Here is a 24,898-nt window from a genome sequence, read left to right as displayed (position 1 = left end):
TATATTGCAAAACTGAAAGCTTCATTCGAAAATATTAAATACTAAAAACTGCCTAGCCAAATGTATGTATAATTTAAGTGACCTAGAAACATTTATTGCCGTCGTAGAAAATAAAGGGGTGCTTGCAGCTGCGCGTGAGCAGCGTTTGTCGCCGGCAACAGTAAGCCACAGGCTAAGCAAGCTCGAGCGTGAGCTTTCAACCGTGTTAGTGTTTAGAGACAGCAGACGAGTGAGGTTATCGCCCGCCGGTGAGCTATTTTATCATCGCGTAGGGGCTATTATAGAAGCCTTGCACGATGCAGAGCACAGCATTGGCGCACGAAGCTCTTCAGTGAGCGGGTTATTACGTGTGACTATGCCACCGTGGGTTTTTTCAAAGTATGTTATGCCTAAGTTGACCGAGTTTGAAACCCAATACCCGCAACTAAAGCTCGACTTTTTAATTACTGATCATTTTGTCAATGTGGTCGATGATGCACAAGATGTGGCAATTAGAGTAGGGCAATTAACCGATTCTGGCCTGCTTTCTCGTAAAATTGTCAACAACTCCCGGATTTTATGTGCTGCGCCAAGTTATATAAAAAAGCATGGTATGCCTTGCACACTTAGCGAACTGAGCACGCACTATTGGGTGTGTTTGCCCTGGCAAAGGCAGTTAAAACTGTATGATGAAAATAATAAAATACACACCTTTAATGCCAAAACGCGCTTTACTATTTCTAATTCCGATAACATGACGCAAGCAGCGCTTGCCGGACATGGCATAGCCATTAAATCTAAAATAGCGATTAACGATGAGCTAAGTGCCGGAAACTTAGTAGAGGTGATGCCCAATGTAATGGCCCAAAGCGACGCGCCGGTGTGGTTTTTACGGCCTCAAAATAGCTTAACAACCCGTAAAACCGAGGTGTTTTATGAGTTTATGAAGTCTTTATTTGCCAGCTATGAATAAGCGGTAATACCCGCGCTTAATAATGAACAAGGTTACAAAGCCAATAAACTCAGCAAAAATAGCAATAATAATGGCGCAAACAAGCGCTGCTATTATGGAGTCTTTTTTTAACACTATTTGCCCTTCAAAGCGTTGCCATACTTGCTTTTTAATAGTGAGAAAGTCGCTGGTTAAAGTAAATAAATAGGGCGATTGGTTAAAGTTATTAACTGCCGCTTGTAAAGAGTGCTGGCGATTATTGAGGCTTTTAATATGGGTAGCCCCTTTACCCACAATATCATCACCAATATTTTCATAGTGGGCAATTAACTTATTTAAATCGTTGTTAAAGTAGTTTTGAGCATCTTTTTTAAACGGGGCTAATGCGTTATTCGCTTCAATTAAATGTGCATCTAAAGCGTGCCCAAAGTCGCTTACAAAGGCTGGTATTTGTACCCCTAATAGTAAACCTGCTGCAAAAAAACTGAGCCTTATGTAATCTAATAATTTACTCATTTGATCTCCTGTTTACTCAAAATCCACCTAAACAACGCTAAATTAACATTTGCGCTTGTTTTTATGCCAAAAACTCGTAATCTATCGGTAATAAAAATAACAATAGGCCTATGTTAAGGATGACTACCAAAGTAAATATGACATCAACGTTTGTTGATATCACTAAGCAGTTAAAACGCTTTGTGTCGCGTATTGTACAGCCCGATGACGTAGAAGACATTGTGCAAGAAACCTTTATTAAAAGCTACGAAGCTGATTTAAAACAAGATATTCAGTTTAGACGCAGTTACATGCTTAAAACTGCAAAGCACTTAGCGCTTAATCATATAGCCAAGTGGGATAACAAGTTTAATGACTCGTTAGAGCACGACGCAGAATTACCCCCGCTGCTTAAATCCTCACAACTTGAGGATGAGTACACCTCAAAAGAGCGTTTTTTACTTTTTTGCAGAGCAACGGATCAACTAAATTCTTCTATCCGTAAATGTTTTATATTTAAAAAAGTGTACGGTATGAGCCAAAAAGAAATCGCCCAGCACATGCAATTAAGTGAAAGCACAGTAGAAAAACACATTGCCAAAGGTTTATTACAAACCATGTTATACATGAAAGAACATGAACAAAATCATAACCAATCTGCGGCGCATAATTCTGCTTGTAATTCGGCTCTATCAATTGAGAGGGCAGCAAAATGAGTAATGTTCATCAATTCACATCAAAAGATTTAATTTTAGAAAAAGCCTGCCAATGGATCAGCGCAATTGATAGGGGCTTAAGCGAAATTGAAAAAGAGCAATTTAAGCTTTGGATGATGCAAAGTACCGCCCATCAAGATGCCGTCTACGAACTTGCGCAGCTATGGGATGAATTAGCCGTATTAAACGAGTTAAGCAGTTTATTTCCGCATAGAAGTGTAAAACAACCCCAGAAAAAAAGATGGGCGTTTTCTAGTGCCATTGCCGCGAGCTTATTTGCAGCATTAATGGTGTGTAGTTACTTATTAATTAACCTTGAAAACGGCTACAACGAAGAGCTGGCTAAAATAAATTACACCAAAATTTATACAACGAAGGTGGGCGAACAAGCCACGTATGTTTTACCCGACGGCACCATAGTGCAATTAAACACGAATAGCCTATTAGAGGTAGCTTATAGCAAAGGGCGTCGTCAGTTATTACTGAGCAAGGGTGAAGGGCGTTTTAATGTAGCAAAAGATGCATCGCGCCCATTTAGTGTGATGGCTGGCGATAAGAGCTTTACGGCACTTGGTACTGTATTTAATGTACAACGCAATACCTCTTCTGATTTAGAGCTGGTTGTAACCGAAGGGAAAGTGATGATCACCGACCCAAGTGTTGCGGTAAGTGCCAACGATTTTAAAGACTACCAACTGGCTGATAATAACGCTAAAAAAGTACGTAAAATCAATGCCAATATTGTTATCTCTGGTGAAAAAGCAATTATAGAGCAAAGCATTACTAAACCTATCACACAGCTTTCTGTGGATGATGTACAGCGTGATTTAGCGTGGCAAAATGGCATGTTAATTTTTAATGGCGAGCATTTAAGTGATGCATTAAATGAAGTGAGCCGCTACACCTCTACGCGTTTTGAGCTTTCAAGCGATGAACTTGCCAATATAAAAGTGGCGGGTGTATTTAAAGCTGGCGATGTTGAGGGGCTACTTGAGAGTTTACAGACTAACTTTGCAATTGAGCATGAGCGTTTAGGTGAACATATGGTGAGCCTAACACAGCAAACTAAATCATAAGAAATGTTATGCATATCAAACAAATGTTAGGTGAAGTTGCATCTTTAAATGTTATTAGTAAAAAAAAGTTTAAAAAAAAGAAAAAAAACTATAGAGGAATTTTGTTTGTCAGCTGTTTATATAAATTGCGCAGTAACCAAACGCATTTATTTAGTGGTTTAAGTGTACTTGCTCCGGCTATTTTTAGCTTGAGTGTGCAAGGGGCAACACAGACCACTGGGCAAATGGTGCAATTTGATATACAAGCGCAGCGAGCAGACAAAGCCTTAATAGAATTTGCTAAACAAACAGAGCAAACCGTGGTGTTTTCTTATGAGTTGGCAAAAAATTACCAAGCAAATTCGGTTTATGGTTTTTATACCCAATTAGATGCACTGCAAGCATTGTTAAGTGGGACTGAGCTCGATGCGGTTGTTGATCAAAATGGTTTACTGAGTATAAAACTCAAACAAATCAATAGGAAAGATAACAACATGATGAAGCTTTCAGGGGTTAGTGCAGCTGTATTACCAGCATTGCTTGCAGCAAATTCACACGGTGTGAATGCAGCAGAGGATGTTGCACAAGAGAAAATAGAAAAAATTGCTATTGTAGGTAGCCGCGTAGCAGGGCGCTCAGTAGAAGATTTACCCGTACCCGTTGATATTTTAAGTGCTGAAGCACTTGAAAACACAGGCCAAACCGAAGTTGGCCGTATGTTGCAATCTATTGCACCTTCATTTAACTTTTCAAGCTCGTCAATCAGTGACGGCACTGATGCCTTACGACCTGCAACACTGCGTGGTTTAGGGCCTGACCAAACACTTGTGCTTATTAATGGTAAGCGCCGCCACCAGGCAAGTATTATTCATATCAATACCTCAGTAGGGCGTGGTACCGCAGGTACCGATATGAATGCTATTCCAGCCTCAGCTATTAAACGTATAGAAGTTTTACGAGACGGCGCAGCAGCGCAATACGGCTCAGATGCAATTGCCGGTGTAATTAATATTGTACTAAAAGATGGCAGCGAAGGCGGCAAAGCAGCGGTTAATTACGGCCAATACTCAGAGGGTGATGGCGAAACAGTAAACGTTGATTTTAATAAAGGGTTTGCCCTAGGTGATAGCGGCTACTTAAATGCAACACTTAATTACCGCGACCGCTCGCCTACTAACCGCGCAGGTTTGCACGGCTCGTGTCAGTTTTATGGCTGTACAGAGCTTAGCGACGGTACTTTACTGGCAGGCGATCCACGTGAACTGACCGCCGACAGAGACACTTTTCGTATTGGCGATGCCGACTCACAACAATTTGGCTTAACCGTTAATACAGGGTATGAGTTAGGTGGTGGTGAGCTGTATGGCTTTATTACTTATTCAACGCGCGATAACGAATCAGCAGCGTTTTTCCGTCATAATGCAAATGCGGGCGGTAACCCTGTTTTACAAGACAACGATGCAACTATCCCGTTAGGCTTTTTACCCAAAATTAATACCACAATTGATGATATTTCTTACAACTTTGGTTACAAAACCGACTTTGATAACGATGCAAGTTTAGATGTATCGTACACCTACGGTGAAAACAGCATTGATTACACAACAAGTGACACAATCAATGCCTCGTACGCTAACTTTTTACGTTACGAGCAAGGTTTAAGTGCCGCTGATATTCGCAGTACTATTCCACGTGAAGCCTATGCCTATGGCATGGAGTTATCACTGCAAACCATTAATATAGATTTTACACAAAACTTTGATGACTACTCACTGGCTATGGGTGCAGAAATTCGTACCGATGAATACCGTATTTTAGAGGGCAGCGAATATGCTTATCGTGATTACGACACCCTTGATGGGGTAAGTATTTATAGTGGTTTAAGTGGCGGTGTAGGCTCTGAAGATGCCTCTGGCGGTACGCAAGGTTTTGGTGGTTCTTCGCCGGCATCATCGGTTGATGAGTCACGCGATGTAATTTCGTTTTACCTTGATGCAGAAACCTACCTAATTGAAGATGTCATTTTATCAGGCGCACTGCGTTACGATAATTACAAAGGCTTTGGCGACACAGTAAACTTTAAGCTTGCGGGTAACTGGGCAATTACTGATGATGTGTCACTGCGTGGTGCATTAAGCTCAGGCTTTAGAGCGCCATCAATGCAGCAATTGTATTTTAACAATATCAGCACACAATTTGTTGTGGCTGAAGACGGCTCATTAGTTGCTGAAGAAGTAGGTACATTCAGAAACGATTCAACCCTTGCACAAAGTTTAGGTATTCCAAAACTTAAAGAAGAAAAATCGCAAAACCGCAGCTTAGGTATTGTCTACAACGTTACGGATAACATTAATGTTACTGTGGATTACTACTCAATTGATATTGACGACCGCATAGTAATTAGTAACCGTTTAGGTAAAGGGCTTTCTTCAAGCCTAGATGCTGCATTAATCAGCTCAGGCGCAGGTGCAGGGCAGTTTTTCTTAAATGGTGCAGATACCGAAACTTCGGGTATTGATTTTGTAGCTACTTGGAATACCGAGGGATTAGGTGGCACGCTTGATTTTACTTTAGCAGCTAACTTTACTGAAACTGAGGTGGTATCGTTATTTACACCATCGGGCTCAGGGCTTGAAACCGTACCGGTTGAAGATGTTTTCTCTGATCAAGAAATTTCAATTATTGAAGAGTGGCAACCAGAAGATCGCATCAACTTAAGTGCGCTTTACCAGCGTGGTGATTGGACTGTAAACCTTTCACTTAACCGTTTTGGTGAATACACAGTAGAAGATGGCGGACGCCAAACCTACGGTGCAGAAATTTTAACTGACGTTAAAGTTAACTACTTCGTGACTGAAGATTTATCTGTAAATATTGGTGCAAATAACTTATTTGACGTGTACCCAGATAAAAACACCATTGGTAACTCACGCTCGGGCACAATTGTAGACTCAAATGGCAATACGATTGTAAGCAGCGATGGGGTATTTGAATACTCTCGCCGTTCAGCGCCATTTGGCTTTAATGGTGCTTATTACTACGTAGGCGCAGAATACCGTTTTTAATAAATAACACTCCCTTATGTTATTTAAGTTCAAAGGGCCGTAAGGCCCTTTTTTTGTATTTAGCCTTTTTAGTATTTATTTCTCAACCGCGATTTTATTGTGCAATGCCTTACCTCAGCGTTAAATTACACCAATTCGCTTAATTAAACATTATTTCGGATTGGTATACCCCCTGTATGGCTTTGATAATACTAAATGAGGCATTTTGGACTTGGCTATACATAGCAGGGTATAAACTGGACGTTGTAATAATAAAAAACCCAGCGGCTAGGCTGGGTTTTAAATATATGCAATTGAAAATTAATGCTTTTGCATACGGCTCATTTCGGTGTGGCAGCTTTGCATCGTTAGCAAGGTTTTCGCTAAGGCTGCTTCACAGTCGGCTGGCTGTGGTTTATCCATCGCTGCTTTAATTTCTTCAAGTGTTTTATCTTCTACCTCTTCAAGCTCTTTAACGTATGTTTTATCGTTATGAGAGCTAAACGTAGTAAGTAGGGCTGTGTAAGCTCTGCGTGCTTCTACAGCAAAAGAAGAGCCGTCTTCACGCTCACCTTTTTCGTTAACAGCATAAGGTTGTAAGCGCTCAACACTTACTTTTCGTGCGTCAATCATGCGTTGAAATAATGCGCCAATGGCTGGGTCTTCAACTTTCTCTTGCGCTTTTTGATAAAAATCAATGCCACTGTTCATTACTTGGATGATGTCAGTAATATGAGTTGCTTCTGTTCCTTGATGGGTATTCATAATGACCTCTCTTTACATGAATTTAAGTTTCATAGTAACTAAAGCAAAGGCCATTCCAATTCCATTTTAATTTTTAACTTGTTGTAATTATTGATTATTTCTTTATTTAGCAAGCTGCAAGGCTATTTAAAATAAAATAACCTCGCAAATTTTACATGGCTTTTGTAATAAGGTTATTTAAGCTCATCCGCCACTTCGGCTACTTTTTGGCGTAACCAAATATGACTTGCATCGCGATGCAGTAAAGGGCTCCAAATCATATCTAGTTCAAAAGGCGGTATAGGAAATGGAGGCTCTAAAATTTTAAGGCCTGCATCATCTAAGTAAATATTGGCAGCCTTTGAAGGTAAGGTCGCCACTAAATTTTGCTCTTTTGCTAAATGAATGGCTACGTGGTAATTACGGGTAAACGTGGCAATATTTCGGTGTTTACCAAAATGGGCAAGTGCTTCATCTACCCAACCTAGCTTTTGTACATCTTTAGGGTCCATCCCTACGCCAACCCCAAAGCCGGTTTTACTTACCCATATATGGCGGGCTTTTAAATAGCTGTCTAGGCTAAAGTTTTCGATAATTGGGTTGTCGGCTTTTACTAAGCAGCAAAAGCTGTCTTTCCATATACGTTTATGATGAAAAGATTGCGGAAGGTTTTCAAAGCGGTTAATTGCCATATCCACTTTACCATTTTCAACATCATGAAATGTTACATCACTAGGCGTAAGTATATCTAGGGTTGTATCGGGCGCTTCTTCATGAAGTTTACTTAAAAGCTTTGGCGCTAATGTACTGGCTGCATAGTCACTGGCCATTATTCTAAATACACGTTTACTTTGGCTGGCTTCAAATTCGCGATTAGGTGCGAGGGTTTCTTCTAGGGTCATTAATATACCGCGAATAACCGGTTGTAGCTCTATAGCACGCTCTGTGGGGACCATACCTTCACTGGTACGTACCAAAATTGGATCGTTAAACAAGTTTCTTAAACGCTTAAGGCCGTTACTCATAGCTGGTTGAGTAATACTTAACTGGTTAGCGGCGCGGGTTACGTTACACTCACGTAATAGGGTGTCGAGGTAAACCAGCAAATTTAAATCTATTTTACTTATGTTCATTGTGTGTCCTTTAACGCTTACCAGTGATGAATAAAGCGTTGTGCTGTCGGGTATGGGTATATGTGACTAACATGACCCTTTTTTATATTTTGCTGAGCTTGCTTCCAAAAACTAACATCAACAAGCTCGGGATGTGTACTGAGCAAAAACTGTTTGTACTTTGGGTTTGGCATAACAAAGGTACAAAGTTGCTCAGGAAAAACATCTTGCGGCGCAACTGAGTAGCTTTGTTCATCAGTTAAGTAATCATCATAGCTTTTGGCCTTAGGTAAGGCCCTAAAGTTCATATCTGTTAGGTATTGAACCTCATCGTAGTCGTAAAAAATAATGCGCTTGTGTTTGCTTACCCCAAAGTTTTTAAGCAGCATGTCGCCTGGGAATATATTTACCGCAATCATTTCTTTAAGTGCTTGGCCGTACTCTTCTATTGCATCGGCAGCACTTTCTTCGCTGGCGTTTTCTAAAAATAAATTAAGCGGTGTCATGCGCCTTTCAATATATAAATGCTTGATAATAAGCCACGGGCCTTCAATTACCATAGATGAGCCAATGGTTTTATGTAGCTGCGCCAGTAAATTACTATCAAAGCGTGCCAAAGGAAATACGACGTTAGAGTATTCTATGGTGTCGGCCATGCGGCCAACCCGATCATGGCTTTTTACCAGTTGATAGCGTTTAAGCACGGTATCGCGGCCAAACGGTTTGCTTTCGCCAAACTTATCTTTAATTACTTTAAATACATAGCCAAAAGAGGGCAGCGTAAATACCATCATCACCATGCCTGGTGTGCCTGGCGCTATAATAAAGTTATCGTCTGAGTGAGACAAGTGATGTAAAAATTCACGGTAAAACTCAGTCTTACCTTGCTTATGAAACCCAATGGCATTATAAAGCTCAGCGAGTGTTTTATTAGGCATAAGTTGATTTAAAAATCGCACCATAGCTGAGGGCGCATGGGTTTCAACCATAAAATAAGCCCGTGCAAAGCCAAAAATAACCCGCATTTGCGATGATTTAGTTAATAGCGCATCGAGGTATAAGCCTTTATTTTCATGGTGCAGTACTGCAATAATAAAAGGCTGCACACCGCTTTGAGAGACCACACGGCCGACTATGTAAGCTGCTTTGTTACGATAAAAAGGCGCATGCAAAATATCAAAGCGCATTTGCCAAGGCTGGTGGTGAGTGTCGGGCGCTTGTTTGTAAAATGCCTTTACGAGCAAACGTATATCCCGCTCTAAATTTACAAACGGGGCTTTAAAATCAAAATGCTCAATAATGCGCTTTATTGTGGGCTTTAAACCATCCACCACTGGAAAGTAGCTGCGGTACTCTGCCTCAACAGGAATGGCAGGGGCATCTTTTAATGTGGCTTGTACAAATATAAAGTCGTTATGGAAATAGCGTCTGTGGTACAAACGGCAAAATACTGAGTTATAAAATGTTTCGGCAAGTTCAGCTTGAGGGTGAAAGCATAAAAAGCGCTGGAACAGTATTTTTACTTCAAGCCAAAGCTGCTCATCTAATTGCTCAGTTAACTGTGCTTGTTTTAATGCTTTAGTGGTTTCGTTTACTCTGTCATCGTAGTAACTAATACGCAGTTTACTAATTTCATTAATTTGCTGCCAATCGCGCTTTGCAAAGGCAAGCGGGGCTTGGGCGGTGGTTTTTTGAAACAGCTGATAATGCTTTTTAAAACCCGTTAAAATTAATTCAGCTATGTGGCGTGGCTGCATAAACACTCCTTAAAAAAGGGTATATAACGATTTTAGTACAGCATTTATAAATGTTAGTGGTGCTGTAGTGTTATACACGTTAGAGCTTTAACTCTATAGTTGTTAAGGTTATGTTATTTTAAGTTTAAAACCAAGATAAATATTCTCAGTTTTTATACTTTTAGCTTAAAGCATAATTGAGTGTGATGGCAAAAGCCATGCTATTGGTAGGAGGCTATTTTTTTCTCTAGCTTTTTAATGCGCTTTTCAATTTCGGTGGTTTGCTTTTTATGATCTTTATTTATTATTTTTAATTGCTTGGTAATATCTTTGCTAATTAACTTTTTGTCCTCGTCATCTAAAATACGGTTGAGGCGCTGTTGTTGGTTGTATTCTGCGCGGTCTTTTTTACGTTTTATAATCGCTAATTTATTAGTATTACTTCTCAGCTCAGCTTGCAGGTCAAGCACAATTCGTTCGCGCTCTAATGCGTTTAGTTCTTTTGTGTAATCTTGCGCCGGTGCAGTATTAATTCCCGATACTGTATTAATTGTGTAGGCGGTAGCGTTATCGTTACAAGGGAATTGCGAAAAAATAGTGCCGTTTTTTGTCACGCATTTATAGTAAGTTGTGGCATTTTGCGCATGCAGAGAAAGTGGGCATACCATTACTGCGCATAAAAAAAGTGTGTGTTTTTGCATTAAGTTCATCCCTGAGCGTTTACTATGATTTAGTAAATATAACCTAGCTTGGTGTTATAGCAAGCTAGGTTAAGGGATAGGGCTATTGTGTGTAGGTTTTTAGCTTTTTAATACTTTGTACTAAAAACGGGATATCGAGGCTTTGCTCAATAGAAAAACCTTCAGCGGCAGATATATTTTTATAGTTACCGTCTGAATCTATTAGCGTAATTCTATCTTTTTTGTAAGCAATCACTACGCCTTGCGAGTAATTAACGCCAGTGTCCGTTTTTTTCTTATACAGGTTTTCACCTAGCATGGTTTGTTTAACCACAGACTTACAGTTTAAGTATTGGCCTACACTGGTTGCAATAATATCACTGGGTTGAATAAGTCCATCTACCTTGGCTATTCGCTTATCTGAGCTGTATAACACCGATGATGTAACTACTTCCGAGCTATTATTAGCTAAGCTAAACGCAAAAATATGGGTATCGTCACTGCGAGGAGACGGATTATCTTCACCTTTAATGATTTTAATTGCGCTGTTTGAATGCGCTTGATCGTTTATAAAGTTTAGCTGTTCAATTCCAGCAAGCTCTATGCTTCTGCGCTGACTTTGCCACGCAGGTAAGGTTTGCTCTGATAAAATAGCCATTTTATAAAAAGAAGGTAAGCCATACACTAAACTAAACAAGCTATCGCCATGGTGTGTCGGCTGTAAAAACTGATCAGTTTTATGTAGGTTTTTATGCTTGGCAACAAAGCGTTTTAACTGCTCGTTGCTATCAAATACAAAAATATCGACTTGCTGCGCGGTGTAATCTTCACATTTTTGCATTGGCGCAGGTATTTGGTAATTAATATTTTGGTTATTAATTCTTACATTGTGAGCTTGTTTATAGCTTTCAATGTCGAGCAAATCATTTTTTGCTAATAAGCTTTTAGCGGTCGTAGGGTACGACAGCGGTAGAACGTTATCTTGCTTCGTTATATCAAACTTTAAATTTGCATCTGCCCAAATGTGAATACTGTGGCTAAGTGCAAAACATAATACTAAAAACGAGCTGGCAAAACGGGCAAACTTAAGTTGTTTTAAACGCGCTAAGTGCTGCCACGTATAGTTACTTACAACTAACTGGAAGCCTAAAATGAGTAAAACAATCCCCCCGGCTAACAAGGTAGTAAGGGCGGGCGAGCTAGTTAGACGATGCCACAGTAAGGAAATGATTTCCGGTAGCGCAGAAGAGCTTAAATGATAGCCCAGATTAACGTATACATACGCATCAAGCGTTAAAATAGACGCCCCAAGCGTAGCAATAACGGCAGCCATACCTCGAATATGTCGAGGGTAGGGAAACACTAAGCTTAAAGGAAATACCGTCAGCACAAATGCTAAAAAAGCGATAAAGCTCGTATGGCTTAACCACGTCACTAACATATAGGTAATACCCATAAAGCTAGTTGGCGGTGAATCTGCAAATAAAAAACTTAGGCTAATAAAAAGCGCTAAACCAATATTTGCAAAAGTGAACCAGTGGCCCCAACTTAATAACTGACTCGCTTTTGACGAAAACTGATTGTGCTGCGATAAATTCATATAATTTATTTAACCGACTGAGCAAGTGCTTTTGCAAAGTTCTCAGTTACGGCTTGTCTTTTCCCTGCAGGTACATGCTCTTTTAGGATATGCGTGATAGAATTTCCTAAACACATAAGGCTTAAATCAACCGGCGCATTGTGTTGCGTTAGCACATCAATGAGCTGATCGACGATTTGTTCTACTTCTTCATTAGAGTATTTTGATAAGATTGGCATCAGTTGGTTCAATAAAAGAGTTATATTCTCGTATTTTAACACCAGAGGCGTGAAAAACAAAGATGACAACAGACGTTAAAAAATTAGTCGTTCATTATGTAGACAAAAAAGACGACGATACGCAAATTCACCTACGAAACGATGAAATGGTGATAAACGATAAAGTCGCTGTTTTTATCGAACAACTTCATCATGCATACAACTCAAAGCCAGGTAAAGGTTACTGTGCATTTAGTGGCGATAAAAACAGTGTTGTAGCCTCGGCAATGCAAAGCTATCGTAATGACGAGTTAGGCTTTTGGCACATGACCGAGCAGGCATCTACTGTTTTAAAAGAAGAGTTAGATAAATATGCCTTTAGCGAAACAGGCTACTTAGTATTTTGTCATTATCAGTATGTGGCTACTGATTACATGCTAATAGCTATGATCAATATTAAAGAGCACTACAGCATGACCTCTGAGCTTGATTTAGCAGCGTCGCGCCACTTAGACATATCGCGCATGCAACTAGCTGCACGTATCGATTTAACCGCGTGGGATACTCAAGCTGAGGACAATCGCTATATCTCTTTTATTAAAGGGCGAGCAGGTCGAAAAGTGGCAGACTTTTTCTTAGATTTTTTAGGTTGTGAAGAGGGCATAGACCCTAAACAGCAAAGCCAAGTGATGCTTAATGCCGTTGAAGACTATTTATCGGAGCAATCATTCGATAAATCAGAAAAAGACGAATTACGTAAGCAAGTATTTGATTACTGTAACGATTGCGTGACCACGGGTGAAGATGCAAGCGTTACTGAGCTCTCGGCTACGCTAACGAAAGGTGACGATAGTCCGTTTGATAACTTTTGCAAAGAGCAAAGCTACGATTTAGAAGACTCTTTCCCGGTCGATAAAAAAACGGTGACCAGTATGGTTAAGTTTTCGGGTTTAGGGGGCGGTGTTAGTGTTAGTTTTGAGCGTAAACATTTAGGTGAGCGCGTAACTTACAATGAAGCGACCGATACACTGGTTATTAAAGGCATTCCACCAAACTTAAAAGATCAGTTACAGCGCTTTATGGAAAATGAAAGCGAATAAACTCATTTGATCTAGTTAAAAGCCGATTTAAGAGCGCGATATTTATATCGCGCTTTTTTATTACCTTTAATTTAGTTTTATTAATGCTCTAAAGCGCAGCGCCTCTAAATCTCTTCGAGGGTAAATCCTTTATTACAGGCTTTGCCCGTCACGCCAACAAGTTGTGCGTCTACAAGTTAATATTATTCACGGTGTTAAAGTTCTGCTGTAGGCGCAAAGCTTGCTTGCGCGAGAAGCAGCGCAGCTATTTATTTTTGCAAATAAAGATCTATTGCACAAAGAGAAGTGAATGAGAAGAAAATGAGAAAACAACACCAATTCAAACAATTATTTTTTCATTTCTTCTCTAAAGCGCAGCGCCTCTAAATCTCTTCGAGGATAAATCCTTTATTACGGGCTTTGCCCGTCACGCCAACAAGTTGTGCGTCTACAAGTTAATATTATTCACGGTGTTAAAGTTCTGCTGTAGGCGCAATGCTTACTTGCGCGAGAAGCAGCTATTTATTTTTGCTAATAAAGATCTATTGCACAAAGAGAAGTGAAAGAGGAGTAAATGAGAAAGTACAAGCTATTGTTTATTAGCTGAGCCCTTCAAATTAGCTTGTTTAGCTTTATTACTCACTCTAAAAGCGCAGCGTCTCTTATCCTCTTTGTGAATATGCGTTTATTACGGGCTTTGCCCATCACGCCAACAAGCTGAGTGTACAATTTAAAATTCACTGTATGAAATTTCGCCCGTAGGCGTGAAGCTGCTCACGCGAGAATCAGCGTTTTGGTTTTTTCAATTTTTTACTAATAAAAAAATGAAGATCTATTGCACAAAGAGAAGCGAAAGAGGGGTAAATGACAAAACATATTTCAGGACAAGACAGGTATTAAAACAAAAAAGCCGCGCTATTTTTACATAGCGCGGCTTTTTAATGAGGCTAAGGGTTACTCAGCGCTCATTGTTTTAGTCATGTCTGAACTAGCACGACCTGCAGGTTTAATTGACCCTGCGCGTAAGCCACTATCAGGAACTAACTCACGTTTATCGTGTGCCATGGCAACTGATGTATGCTTTACGTCGCTATCAGCAACTGGTGTCGGTTGAGCCATAGGTGCGCTTGCCGCCCCTTTGCTTATAACCGTTTTTGCATTGGCATCTTTTTGTTCAGCTGCTTTTGGCTCTGCTTTAACAGGTTCAGGTTTCGCTGGTTGCTCAGCTACTTCAGGCTCTGCTTTAACAGGCTCTGGTGTTGCTGGTTGTTCAGCTACTTCAGGCTCAGCTTTAACAGGCTCTGGTGTTGCTGGTTGTTCAGCTATTTCAGGCTCTGCTTTAACAGGCTCAGGTTTCGCTGGTTGTTCAGCTACTTCAGGCTCTGCTTTAACAGGCTCTGGTGTTGCTGGTTGCTCAGCTACTTCAGGCTCTGATTTAACAGGCTCAGATGTTGTTATTGGTTGCTCAGTAACAACAACTGGCTCTTCAGCTGTTTCAGGATCAACAGTTTGTACTGCATCGTCATTGGCTGTTGGTTGCTCTGCTTTAGGGGCAGCTTCAACTTTAGCTAAATCTTCTACAGCTAACGCTTGCTCAACATTTTCTGATGCATCGTTTGAGGTTGGCTGTTCAGCTTTTGCTTTTAGCTCTGCCTCATACTCAGCGGCAGCTTGATCTGCTACTGGCACAAATGCCGGAGCTTCATCTGCTTTTTCTTCTGTAGCTTCACTTTGTTCAGGACGACGGCGACGCTGCCCCGAAGCGCGAAGGTGACGAGGAGAACGGCGTGAACGCGTACGTGTTTGCCCTTGCTCATCTTCAGAGTTTGCTTCGTCAGTTGACGCTGCAGCTATTGGCTTTTCTTCTTGCTCAGGTTGTGCCTTAGGCGCTTGCTCTTTCACAGGTGCAGGTTTTGTTTGCTCTGACTTTTGCTCATTTGTAGTTTGCTTTGCTGCTGGCGCTTGCTCTTGCGCTTTAGGCTGCTCTACTTGAGCTGTTTCAGTGCTTTGCTGCGCTTGCTCAGTAGTATCAGATGCTTTTACTTGCTCAGTATTTTCATCTTGGATACGTACTTTTTTGCGAACATTACGACGTTGACGGCGAACTTTTGGCTTTTGCTCTTTAGGCTCAGTGCTTTGCTTAGCCTCAGTTTCATTCGCTTTTACGTCCGTTTTAACTTGCTCTTTGTCTGCGGTACGATTGTCGTTATTACGGTTATCGTTACGCTTACGCGAGTTAGGATTACGACGGCGCTTATTGCGGTTCTCGTTTTTCTCTTGGCTTTCGTTCGCGGTAGACTCAGTTTTCACTTCTTCTTCAGCAGGACGTTCACCACGAGGTTTAGAGCGAGAGTTATTACGACGACGCTGGTTGTTATTGCGGCGACGGTTGTCACTGTTACCACGGCGATTGTTATTACGTGTTTGCTGTTGCTTTTCTTGCTCAGCTTTTTCTTTTGCTTGCTTTTCTTCTTCGCTTTCACCAGCAAATAACGACTTAAACCAATTACCAATAGCAGCCAATAGGCCACCTTCAACCTTAGGTACAGCAACAGGCGCTGCTGGTTTGTCTACTTTAGCTTGTGGCGCTGGCGTTGAAGGCATAACAACACCTTTAAGCATCGGCTCTTCACGAACAGGCGCAGCTGCTGGTTTAGCCATTTCGAACGATTCTGGCTCAGGTGCAACAACTTGCTCGTAACTTACTGTTTCTAGTGTTTCGTCTTTACGTAAACGCATCACTTCGTAGTGCGGTGTTTCCATGTGTTGATTAGGAATAATAACCACATTACATTTATGATGCTTTTCAATACGATGAACGCTTCTGCGCTGCTCGTTTAATAAATAAGCGGCAACCGCTACAGGCACTTGTGCATTTACTTGTGCTGTGTTGTCTTTAATTGCTTCTTCTTCAATTAAACGCAAAATAGACAAGGCGATAGACTCGTTAGAACGAATAGTACCTTGGCCGCTACAACGCGGACATGGGCCTTGGCTTGCTTCACCTAGTGAAGGGCGCAAACGCTGGCGCGACATTTCAAGTAAACCAAAGCGCGAAATTTTACCAATTTGTACACGCGCACGATCTGGACGAGCGGCATCTTTTAAGCGGTTTTCTACTTCACGCTGATGGCGTGGCGGTGTCATATCGATAAAGTCGATAACAATTAAGCCACCTAAGTCGCGAAGACGTAATTGACGCGCAATTTCATCAGCCGCTTCTAAGTTAGTATTCAGTGCTGTTTCTTCGATATCTCCGCCTTTTGTTGCTTTAGACGAGTTGATATCAATAGAGGTAAGCGCTTCTGTTGGGTCAATTACAATTGAACCACCTGAAGGCAAACGTACTTCACGTTGGAACGCAGACTCAATTTGGCTTTCAATTTGATAATGCGTAAATAATGGCGTGTCGCCTTGATAAAGCTTTACGCGGCTCATAAAGTCAGGGCGAAAACGCTCAATGTGCGCTTTAGCTTCTTCAAATACACGTGGTTTATCAATTAATATTTCACCAATATCACGACGTAAATAATCGCGAATAGCGCGGAAAATTACATTGCTTTCTTGGTGAATCAAAAACGGCGCTTTAGCACTGTCGGCTGCTTGTTGAATTGCATCCCAATGTACTAAAAGTGCTTTTAAATCGTAGTTTAATTCTTCAAACGATTTGCCAACACCTGCTGTGCGTACAATTAAGCCCATACCTTTAGGAAGTTCTAAACGGCTAAGTGCTTCTTTAAGGTCTGTACGCTCATCGCCTTCAATACGACGAGAAATACCGCCTGCACGAGGGTTGTTTGGCATTAGCACTAAGTAGCTACCCGCTACGCTGATAAAGGTAGTAAGGGCTGCGCCTTTTTGGCCGCGCTCTTCTTTATCAACTTGTACAATTACTTCTTGGCCTTCTTTAATCACGTCGCGAATATTTGGGCGACCATGAAAAGTGTAACCTTGTGGGAAGTAAGTACGGGCAATTTCTTTTAAAGGAAGGAAACCATGACGATCGGCGCCGTAATCTACGAAAGCCGCTTCTAAAGAGGGTTCAATGCGTGTGATTTTGCCTTTATAAATATTGGCTTTTTTCTGTTCGTGACCTGGGCTTTCTATATCTAAATCATATAGGCGCTGGCCGTCAACCAGTGCTACGCGCATTTCTTCTTGCTGCGTTGCATTGATTAGCATACGTTTCATATTGTTACTCTACTTATTTTTTGTCGCTGACATGACGAAACGTGTTCGCCTGTTCAGTTGTTCCTTTTTTTAGAATGTGCAGCCTCACGACTGGGTCTGTAACGGAACGCTCTGTAATGTGTATGCAGTATTTTTTAAATGCTGGCTAACAATAACGTACGCTTACGTTATTAAATTCTTTATGGTGCTAAAACTGTCGGCTCTTACGCTCTTTACAAGTTTTACCCAGAAGTTGGCCTGTCATATCAATCTTTTTAGTACGTTTATGTTAGGCGCGTAGGGCTCGTTAAGTAACTTAAATACGATGAGTATTTTCTAAGTACTTGCGAGCAAAGTTCGCTGCCGAATGTTAATAAACGCTTATTTACTAGATTTTTAGTTCTAAATAAGCTGCTATACGGTACTACGTGTGAGCAAATGCTGAACAACGTTTTTACGTCGTCACTATCAAACAAATTATTTGTTCATTGCTTTTATTTTTACATTAAATGTAAATTCATGTTCAAACTTAACCAGTAATATATTACGCGCATTACTGTTAGTTGATCGCACGTGTTAACTGAGTAGGCATAAAAGCTTTGGAAAACTTAACTCGGATCTGTATGATCGGCTACCCAGAATGTGCATCACGAATGTTTTAATGTGTTAAAAAGCACCGTTGTTATTTGCAAATACTAAATATTTGCGCTGCTGATTATCCCACTATTATAACCGTGTTAGCAACTAAATTATTTTACTTAAATCAGTGATTAGGCAATGTCAGAAAAAACCGGCTTACAAGTAACTTTTGTCACAATCAACGAAGACCATTTAGGTCAGCGTATTGATAACTTTCTTATTACCCATTTAAAAGGGGTGCCTAAAAGCGCTGTTTATAAAATTTTACGCAAAGGCGAGGTCCGCGTTAATAAAAAGCGTATTAAGCCAGTTTACAAATTACAGCTTGATGATGTAGTGCGTATTCCGCCAATTAAAGTAGCAGAGCGCGAAGAGTTTGTGCCTAAAAAGCTCGATAAAGTGAAGCAATTAGAAGACGCAATATTATTTGAAGATAAATACCTTATTGTAATTAATAAACCCTCGGGCATGGCTGTACATGGCGGCAGTGGCTTAAGCTACGGTTTAATAGAAGCACTACGCGTATTACGCCCAGATGAGCGCAGTTTAGAGCTAGTACATAGGCTTGATAGAGACACATCGGGGTGTTTATTAATTTCTAAGCGTCGCTCGGTACTTACCGCATTGCATGAGCAGCTGCGTGAAAAAACAATGGAAAAAAATTACTGGGCGTTGGTCACAGGGCAGTGGGATTCGTCGGTTAAAAATGTAACTGAAGGGCTGCGTAAAAACACCCTCAAGTCGGGCGAGCGCGTGGTGCGTGTAGATAATAACGAAGGTAAACCTTCACATACTCGCTTTAGAGTACTTGAGCGTTTTAACGAGTGCTCGTTAGTGCAAGCCTCACCTGTGACTGGACGTACTCACCAAATTCGTGTTCATACACAGTGTAAAGGCCACCCTATTGCATGCGATGATAAATACGGCGACCAAGGGTTTGATGTATCAATGCGCAAAATAGGCTTAAACCGCTTATTTTTACACGCCCACGATTTAAGCTTTTATCACCCTAAAAACGAAACTACCATGCGTGTAGAGGCACCGCTTGATAACGCACTTAAAAGTTGTATTTTAAAATTAAGAGATGCTAAAGCGTAATGACCACCGCTGTATTAAAAAAATATAAACTGGTTATTTTTGATTGGGATGGCACTGTAATGGACTCAATTAGCAAAATTGTTAATTGTATTCGTCACAGTGCGCTGGCGCTTAATATTGAGCCGCCGAGCGACACTGCAATTAAAAATATTATTGGTATGTCGCTTGAACTTGCTATTGAGGTGCTATTTCCTGACGAGGTAGCGCATCATCCCGCATTAGTTAACGGCTATAAACAGCAATACCGTGTTGATACGACTGCCACTCCTGTATTTGATAATGTAGAAAATGTACTAAGTGCGTTAAAAGCACAAGGGGTTATTTTAGCGATTGCCACCGGTAAAGGGCGTGATGGTTTAATGCGTTTATTAGAGCAAACTCAGTTAGGGCATTACTTTAGTGCCACGCGCACAAGCGATGAAGCGCGCTCTAAACCTTCCCCCGATATGCTTGAACAACTATTAGCTGAATTAGCAATAAATGCCGACGAAGCACTCATGATTGGGGATACCAAAATAGATATGGCCATGGCACAGGCAGCCAACATAGATAGAATTGGCGTTACCATGGGCGTACACAGTGCAGTGCAGTTAAGTGAGTTTAGCCCCGTTGCAACCGTTGATAATTACCAGCAGCTGCAACGCATACTACTTGGCTAAGGTTGCGCGGCGAGTATGTCGAGATTAAACTCAGCCAATAGCCGGCTGAGTTTAATAAGAGGTAAGCCTATTAAGCTATTAGGATCGTCTCCGTTTAATTTTTCAAATAAGCAAATCCCTAATCCTTCACTTTTAAAGCTCCCAGCACAGTTATATGGCTGCTCTGCATCGCAGTAGGCTTCTATTTGCTCTTTGGTGAGTGTTCTAAATACTACCTCAAAAGGCTCTATTAACGTTTTTGCTTTATCGCTAGTAATATCGTAAACACACAGGCCAGTTAAAAACGTGACAGTTTGGCCGCTAAACAAAGAAAGCTGCTTTATGGCGTTTTCTTTATTATGAGGTTTACCAAGTATTTGCCCATCAAATACGGCCACTTGGTCGGAGCCGATTGCAAGGCCTTTAACAAAATGATCGCAAGCGGCACGCGCTTTGCGCTCGCTTAGGCGCTTAACAAGTTGCTCAGGGGTTTCGTTTGGTATAGCTGTTTCGTCAATATCAGGCGAAAAAGTACTAAATGGCAGATTAAATTTTTGCAATAAAGACTGCCTAAATGGCGAGCTTGACGCTAATATAAGCGGGTGCTTCATAAATTATTATCCTAATTAAGATTAGTTTGAGTTAGGATAAATCAGATCCGTAATGAAAACACGTGAAAAACCATGTAAAAATGCTTTTTTGCTTTGACTAACCAATTAACTATCTATATGATGCAGCCCCTATGCAAAAGGTAAAAATTCCCATCACTCTTCATCCTGGGAAAGCAGCGCAACACCGTTTAACTTACGATGGTATTGTACCGCTTGAAAAACTTGCTCGTTTACGAGGTGTTGTACAGGAAGAAGTAGGTGAAATAGCGGTAAAAATTCAGTGCAAAACCGATGAGCAAGGTTTAGTTGTGATTAGTGGCAATTTGTCTACACACGTAACTGTAACTTGTCAGCGTTGTAATGATGATTTAGGGTTGGATTTGGATCAAGACTTTATGTATTCGCCTGTTGGTTTGGATGCTGAGTCAGATGATCTTCCTGAAGTCTACGATGAAGTAGCGCTTGATGAAAACGGTGAAATTAACGTGTTTGAGTTAATCGAAGACGAGCTAATTTTAGCAGTGCCATTAGTGCCTACACACAACGAAGCTTCGTGCAATTACTCATCAAAGCCTGCTAGCTTTGGTGTACTAAAGGCGGAAGATGATAAACCAAATCCATTTGATATTTTGAAACAACTTAAGAAAGATTCTTAGGAGAAGACTAATGGCTGTACAAAAAAGCAAAAAGTCTCGTGCAAGACGCGGCATGCGCCGTTCACACGATGCGATCAACGGTCCAACTTTAACAGTTGACCAAACTTCAGGTGAGACTCATCGTCGTCACCATGTAACTGCTGACGGTTACTACAAAGGCGTTCAAGTAATTTCTAACTAAGAGATTGCTTTATGCTGACTAATCTAACCATAGCGTTAGATATGATGGGGGGCGATTATGGCCCCCGTTCATCTATCCCCGCTGCCGTTTGCGCAGTAAATGCTCATGCCAATTTAACACTCATTTTATGTGGCAACGAGCAAGTAATTACTAATCAATTAGAATCCCTCGATTCACTTTCACACCCACGTTTAATTATTCGCCATTGCAGCGAAGTTGTCACTAATGCCTGCGAACCCGCTTTAGCTGTGCGTTCTAAAAAAGACTCCTCTATGCGTGTCGCCCTTGATTTAGTTAAATCGGGTGAAGCACAAGCCTGTGTAAGCTCGGGAAACACCGGCGCTTTATTTTTTATGGCTCATTACGTATTAAAAATGCTGCCTGGCGTTAAACGCCCTGCATTGATATCGGCCGTTCCTACAGAGCGAAAAAATCCAGTTTATCTGCTTGATTTAGGCGCTAATGTACATTGTGATTCAGAAATACTTTATCAATTTGGCATTATGGGCTCGGTAGTAGCAGGCCAAGCTCTTGGCTGCGACAACCCTAAAGTGAGTTTACTTAATATTGGCTCTGAAGACATAAAAGGCCATGAAGGCATAAAGCAAGCAGCGCAGCTTATGCAGCAAAGCCCTTATATTAATTACACGGGTTACAGTGAAGGCAGTGATATTTTTTCGGGGAAAGCCGATGTCATTGTGTGTGAAGGGTTTGTCGGAAACGTTGCATTAAAAACCTGCGAAGGCATTGCTAAACTGATCATGAAAAAGTTTACAAGCGCCCTAGAAAAGCACTTAATTTACAAATGCATGGCGTTTATTTTAAGTCCTATCATAAAAAAACTCTATAATCGGGTGAACCCCGACCAGTATAACGGTGCTTCTCTGGTAGGATTGCGCGGTATTGTCGTTAAAAGCCATGGAAATGCATCAGCAAAAGCATTTCAAGCAGCAATCGATGAAGCGGTAAAAGAGGTTGAACGTCAACTTCCAGATAAAATAGCCGCTATTTTCGAAAAAACACATTCTAAAAACTCGGCGGCCGAATAACGTTTAGGTGCCGTAGTTACACTAAATTTTTGTTTAATTAAAAAGAGCAAAGTATGGCACAAAAAATTGCACTTCTATTTCCTGGTCAGGGCTCACAAAGCGTTGGCATGTTAAGCGAGCTACTAGAGAGCTCTGACATTGTAAAAGCAACCTTTAGCGAAGCGTCAAGCGCACTTGGCTACGATTTAGCAGCGCTTGTACTAAATGGCCCAGAAGAAGAACTTAATCAAACTCACCGCACTCAACCTGCTTTATTAACAGCAAGCGTGGCAATTTACCGCCACTGGTTAGCTGCAAACCCAGATGTGGATGTGGATGTGGTTATGGCTGGTCACAGCTTAGGTGAATACTCTGCATTGGTATGTAGTGACGTTATTAGCCTAGGTGAAGCGGTAAAACTTGTTGAAAACCGTGGCTTATACATGCAAGAAGCTGTGCCTGCGGGCGTAGGCTCTATGGCTGCCATTATTGGTTTAGGTGATGAGCAAATAAAAACAGCATGTGAAGAATCTGCACAAGGCGAGGTTGTTTCACCGGTAAATTATAACTCACCAGGGCAAGTGGTTATTGCAGGGCATAAAGCTGCTGTTGATAGAGCTTCACAAGCGTGTAAAGATGCCGGCGCAAAACGTGCCTTACCACTGAGTGTAAGCGTACCTTCACATTGTGAACTAATGAAACCAGCGGCTGAAAAACTTGCCAACGATTTAGCCGCTTTAACATTTAATACACCTAAGTGTGATGTAATTAATAATGTTGATGTAAAAGCACAAAGCTCGGCTGATGCAATTAAAGATGCATTGGTACGTCAACTATACAGCCCAGTTCGTTGGACAGAAACAGTACAGGCTTTAGTTGCTCAAGGCATTACGCAAAGCTACGAATTTGGCCCAGGTAAAGTATTAACTGGCCTTGCAAAACGAATTGATAAAGCAATGGTATGTGGCTCAGTAAATGACGCTGCTGCTATCGACGCTGCAAAATAAGAGAATATAAAATGACTAATTTATTTTCATTAGAGGGCAAAGTTGTCCTAATTACTGGCGCAAGCCGTGGTATTGGTAAAGCAATTGCGAACACTTTAGTAGCGCAAGGCGCAAAAGTAGCAGGTACTGCTACGAGTGAGTCAGGCGCGGCTAAAATTAGCGATTACTTAGGTGATAACGGTAAGGGTTATGCTTTAAACGTAACCGATCCTGCATCGATTGAGGCTACATTAGCAGCAATAAAAGCCGACTTAGGCGATGTTGACGTACTTGTAAATAACGCAGGTATTACCCGTGATAATTTATTAATGCGTATGAAAGACGGTGAGTGGGACGATATTATCGACACTAACTTAAGCTCTATCTTCCGTTTATCTAAAGCGGTATTACGCCCAATGATGAAGAAAAAGAACGGCCGTATTATTAATATTGGCTCAGTTGTGGGCACTATGGGTAATGCAGGCCAAGCTAACTACGCGGCAGCTAAAGCGGGTGTTATTGGCTTTTCTAAATCGCTTGCACGCGAAGTTGCATCGCGCGGCATTACAGTAAATGTAGTAGCCCCAGGTTTTATTCAAACTGATATGACCGATGAGCTAACAGAAGATCAAAAAGCGGCCACCCTTGCTAATGTACCAGCAGGTCGATTAGGTCAGCCTGATGAAATAGCAGCGGCAGTGTGTTATTTAGCATCTGACGCGGCTGCGTATGTATCTGGCGAGACTTTGCATGTAAATGGCGCGATGTACATGGTTTAACCGCCATTGTTAAAAGTAAATGCTAAAAATAACTTAAGTAAGTGACCTCAAAAACATTGAAATTTTTATGATCTTGCTTTAAACATACTTGGAATCGCTGTGAAAATAAGCGATAAAAGACAAAACAAACACTCAGAGGTTTGACCAGACAATTATTTATGGTCAAATCATTGAATCAGAGAATTATGCGGCGTAAACTACGCCGCAATCTGAAAATAACGCATTGGCGTTTTTAATAAAGGAAAGAAGAATGAGCGATATCCAAGAACGCGTAAAAAAAATTATCATCGAACAGCTAGGTGTTAAAGAAGAAGAAGTTAAAAACGAAGCTTCTTTCGTAGACGACCTAGGTGCGGATTCTCTTGATACTGTTGAACTAGTTATGGCTCTTGAAGAAGAGTTTGATACTGAGATCCCAGATGAAGAAGCTGAAAAGATCACTACAGTACAATCTGCAATCGATTACGTATCAGCTCACGCTGAGTAATTAATCGCATATTAAAGGCAGCATTCGCTGCCTTTAATCTATATATCCAAACCACCTCAAAGTTCATGATTCAAATTCACCCGCTTTTACTCTCTCCTGCATTCATTTGTAATAGCACATCTTTAGTTGAATTTGAGACTCGCACTTTGAGGTCGCTTGGGTATGAATTCCCTTTGTAATGCCAATAGATTTAAACTTAGTGAGTTAAACGGCTTACTAAAGTAATACTATTTTAA

Annotated in this window: 22 protein-coding genes; 13 read left to right on the top strand and 9 right to left on the bottom strand. The window is 41.0% G+C overall.

Going from position 1 to position 24,898, the window contains the following annotated elements; genetic code table 11:
- The first annotated feature begins 64 nt into the window (after nucleotides 1–64).
- Nucleotides 65–952, top strand: a complete 888-nt coding sequence (locus tag NQT65_RS03865; RefSeq protein WP_024032599.1) for a LysR family transcriptional regulator — start codon at nucleotides 65–67, stop codon at nucleotides 950–952.
- Here NQT65_RS03865 and NQT65_RS03860 read toward each other — a convergent pair.
- A complete protein-coding gene (locus NQT65_RS03860) occupies nucleotides 932–1,447 on the bottom strand; it encodes a DUF2937 family protein (protein WP_256850547.1) in 516 nt (171 codons plus the stop codon). The two genes, NQT65_RS03865 and NQT65_RS03860, sit on opposite strands and share 21 nt — an antisense overlap.
- Before the next feature lie 119 nt (nucleotides 1,448–1,566).
- On the opposite strand from NQT65_RS03860, the gene NQT65_RS03855 reads away from it, so the two are divergent.
- Genes NQT65_RS03855 through NQT65_RS03845 form a run of 3 tightly spaced genes read left to right on the top strand, consistent with a single transcriptional unit; the run spans nucleotide 1,567 to nucleotide 6,262 of the window.
- Nucleotides 1,567–2,142 carry an RNA polymerase sigma factor gene (locus NQT65_RS03855; RefSeq protein WP_004588915.1) on the top strand — a complete coding sequence of 192 codons (576 nt, stop codon included), beginning with the start codon at nucleotides 1,567–1,569 and terminating at the stop codon, nucleotides 2,140–2,142.
- Complete coding sequence (locus NQT65_RS03850; RefSeq protein ID WP_004588916.1) at nucleotides 2,139–3,218, top strand: FecR family protein; 1,080 nt, start codon at nucleotides 2,139–2,141, stop codon at nucleotides 3,216–3,218. The genes NQT65_RS03855 and NQT65_RS03850 overlap by 4 nt, the downstream gene beginning before the upstream one ends.
- A gap of 8 nt (nucleotides 3,219–3,226) precedes the next feature.
- On the top strand, nucleotides 3,227–6,262 hold the full coding sequence (locus tag NQT65_RS03845) for a TonB-dependent receptor plug domain-containing protein (protein WP_256850546.1): 3,036 nt from the start codon (nucleotides 3,227–3,229) through the stop codon (nucleotides 6,260–6,262).
- A gap of 300 nt (nucleotides 6,263–6,562) precedes the next feature.
- Here NQT65_RS03845 and NQT65_RS03840 read toward each other — a convergent pair whose 3' ends face one another.
- From NQT65_RS03840 to NQT65_RS03815, 6 genes are all read right to left on the bottom strand, one after another.
- A complete protein-coding gene (locus NQT65_RS03840) occupies nucleotides 6,563–7,006 on the bottom strand; it encodes a ferritin-like domain-containing protein (RefSeq protein ID WP_096041891.1) in 444 nt (147 codons plus the stop codon).
- Between the two features lie 173 nt (nucleotides 7,007–7,179).
- Nucleotides 7,180–8,118 carry a LysR family transcriptional regulator gene (locus tag NQT65_RS03835; RefSeq protein WP_024032602.1) on the bottom strand — a complete coding sequence of 313 codons (939 nt, stop codon included), beginning with the start codon at nucleotides 8,116–8,118 and terminating at the stop codon, nucleotides 7,180–7,182.
- Nucleotides 8,119–8,135: 17 nt separating this feature from the next.
- On the bottom strand, nucleotides 8,136–9,854 hold the full coding sequence (aceK, locus tag NQT65_RS03830) for a bifunctional isocitrate dehydrogenase kinase/phosphatase (protein ID WP_256850545.1): 1,719 nt from the start codon (nucleotides 9,852–9,854) through the stop codon (nucleotides 8,136–8,138).
- A gap of 200 nt (nucleotides 9,855–10,054) precedes the next feature.
- Entirely contained in the window at nucleotides 10,055–10,534 is a 480-nt protein-coding gene (locus NQT65_RS03825; RefSeq protein ID WP_029772054.1) for a hypothetical protein, read from the bottom strand.
- 82 nt (nucleotides 10,535–10,616) lie between these two features.
- Nucleotides 10,617–12,113, bottom strand: a complete 1,497-nt coding sequence (locus NQT65_RS03820) for a DUF3413 domain-containing protein (RefSeq protein WP_256850544.1) — start codon at nucleotides 12,111–12,113, stop codon at nucleotides 10,617–10,619.
- A 5-nt stretch (nucleotides 12,114–12,118) separates the two neighbouring features.
- Nucleotides 12,119–12,331, bottom strand: coding sequence for a YejL family protein (locus NQT65_RS03815; protein WP_004588923.1), 213 nt, complete (start codon nucleotides 12,329–12,331; stop codon nucleotides 12,119–12,121).
- A 62-nt stretch (nucleotides 12,332–12,393) separates the two neighbouring features.
- On the opposite strand from NQT65_RS03815, the gene yejK reads away from it, so the two are divergent.
- A complete protein-coding gene (yejK, locus tag NQT65_RS03810) occupies nucleotides 12,394–13,410 on the top strand; it encodes a nucleoid-associated protein YejK (RefSeq protein WP_004588924.1) in 1,017 nt (338 codons plus the stop codon).
- 933 nt (nucleotides 13,411–14,343) lie between these two features.
- On the opposite strand, the gene rne is transcribed toward yejK, so the two are convergent.
- Nucleotides 14,344–17,580, bottom strand: coding sequence for a ribonuclease E (rne, locus tag NQT65_RS03805; protein ID WP_256850543.1), 3,237 nt, complete (start codon nucleotides 17,578–17,580; stop codon nucleotides 14,344–14,346).
- Between the two features lie 756 nt (nucleotides 17,581–18,336).
- Between rne and rluC the strand changes: the two genes are divergently transcribed.
- Together rluC and NQT65_RS03795 are read left to right on the top strand one after the other, a co-directional pair.
- Complete coding sequence (gene rluC, locus NQT65_RS03800; RefSeq protein WP_004587682.1) at nucleotides 18,337–19,296, top strand: 23S rRNA pseudouridine(955/2504/2580) synthase RluC; 960 nt, start codon at nucleotides 18,337–18,339, stop codon at nucleotides 19,294–19,296.
- Complete coding sequence (locus tag NQT65_RS03795; protein WP_256850542.1) at nucleotides 19,296–19,955, top strand: HAD-IA family hydrolase; 660 nt, start codon at nucleotides 19,296–19,298, stop codon at nucleotides 19,953–19,955. Before rluC ends, NQT65_RS03795 begins: the two co-directional genes overlap by 1 nt.
- On the opposite strand, the gene NQT65_RS03790 is transcribed toward NQT65_RS03795, so the two are convergent.
- Nucleotides 19,952–20,545: a Maf family protein gene (locus NQT65_RS03790; RefSeq protein ID WP_256850541.1), complete on the bottom strand. Its 594-nt coding sequence runs from the start codon at nucleotides 20,543–20,545 to the stop codon at nucleotides 19,952–19,954. The genes NQT65_RS03795 and NQT65_RS03790 overlap by 4 nt on opposite strands.
- 131 nt (nucleotides 20,546–20,676) lie before the next feature.
- Between NQT65_RS03790 and yceD the strand changes: the two genes are divergently transcribed.
- The 6 genes from yceD to acpP all read left to right on the top strand — a co-directional run bounded on the left by yceD (nucleotide 20,677) and on the right by acpP (nucleotide 24,662).
- Entirely contained in the window at nucleotides 20,677–21,201 is a 525-nt protein-coding gene (gene yceD / locus NQT65_RS03785; protein ID WP_004587685.1) for a 23S rRNA accumulation protein YceD, read from the top strand.
- 10 nt (nucleotides 21,202–21,211) lie between these two features.
- Complete coding sequence (gene rpmF / locus NQT65_RS03780; RefSeq protein WP_004587686.1) at nucleotides 21,212–21,382, top strand: 50S ribosomal protein L32; 171 nt, start codon at nucleotides 21,212–21,214, stop codon at nucleotides 21,380–21,382.
- 11 nt (nucleotides 21,383–21,393) lie between these two features.
- Nucleotides 21,394–22,431, top strand: a complete 1,038-nt coding sequence (plsX, locus tag NQT65_RS03775; RefSeq protein ID WP_004587687.1) for a phosphate acyltransferase PlsX — start codon at nucleotides 21,394–21,396, stop codon at nucleotides 22,429–22,431.
- Between the two features lie 53 nt (nucleotides 22,432–22,484).
- On the top strand, nucleotides 22,485–23,417 hold the full coding sequence (gene fabD / locus NQT65_RS03770) for an ACP S-malonyltransferase (protein WP_256850540.1): 933 nt from the start codon (nucleotides 22,485–22,487) through the stop codon (nucleotides 23,415–23,417).
- An 11-nt stretch (nucleotides 23,418–23,428) separates the two neighbouring features.
- Nucleotides 23,429–24,175 (top strand): 3-oxoacyl-ACP reductase FabG, encoded by a 747-nt coding sequence (gene fabG, locus NQT65_RS03765; protein ID WP_004587689.1) that lies wholly within the window; start codon nucleotides 23,429–23,431, stop codon nucleotides 24,173–24,175.
- A gap of 250 nt (nucleotides 24,176–24,425) precedes the next feature.
- Nucleotides 24,426–24,662, top strand: coding sequence for an acyl carrier protein (acpP, locus tag NQT65_RS03760; RefSeq protein ID WP_004587690.1), 237 nt, complete (start codon nucleotides 24,426–24,428; stop codon nucleotides 24,660–24,662).
- The last annotated feature ends 236 nt before the right edge of the window (nucleotides 24,663–24,898 follow it).

It is taken from the genome of Pseudoalteromonas agarivorans, assembly GCF_024518735.1.
GTDB classification, from domain to species: Bacteria; Pseudomonadota; Gammaproteobacteria; order Enterobacterales; family Alteromonadaceae; genus Pseudoalteromonas; species Pseudoalteromonas atlantica.
This window is presented reverse-complemented; position numbering and strand designations above follow the sequence as displayed.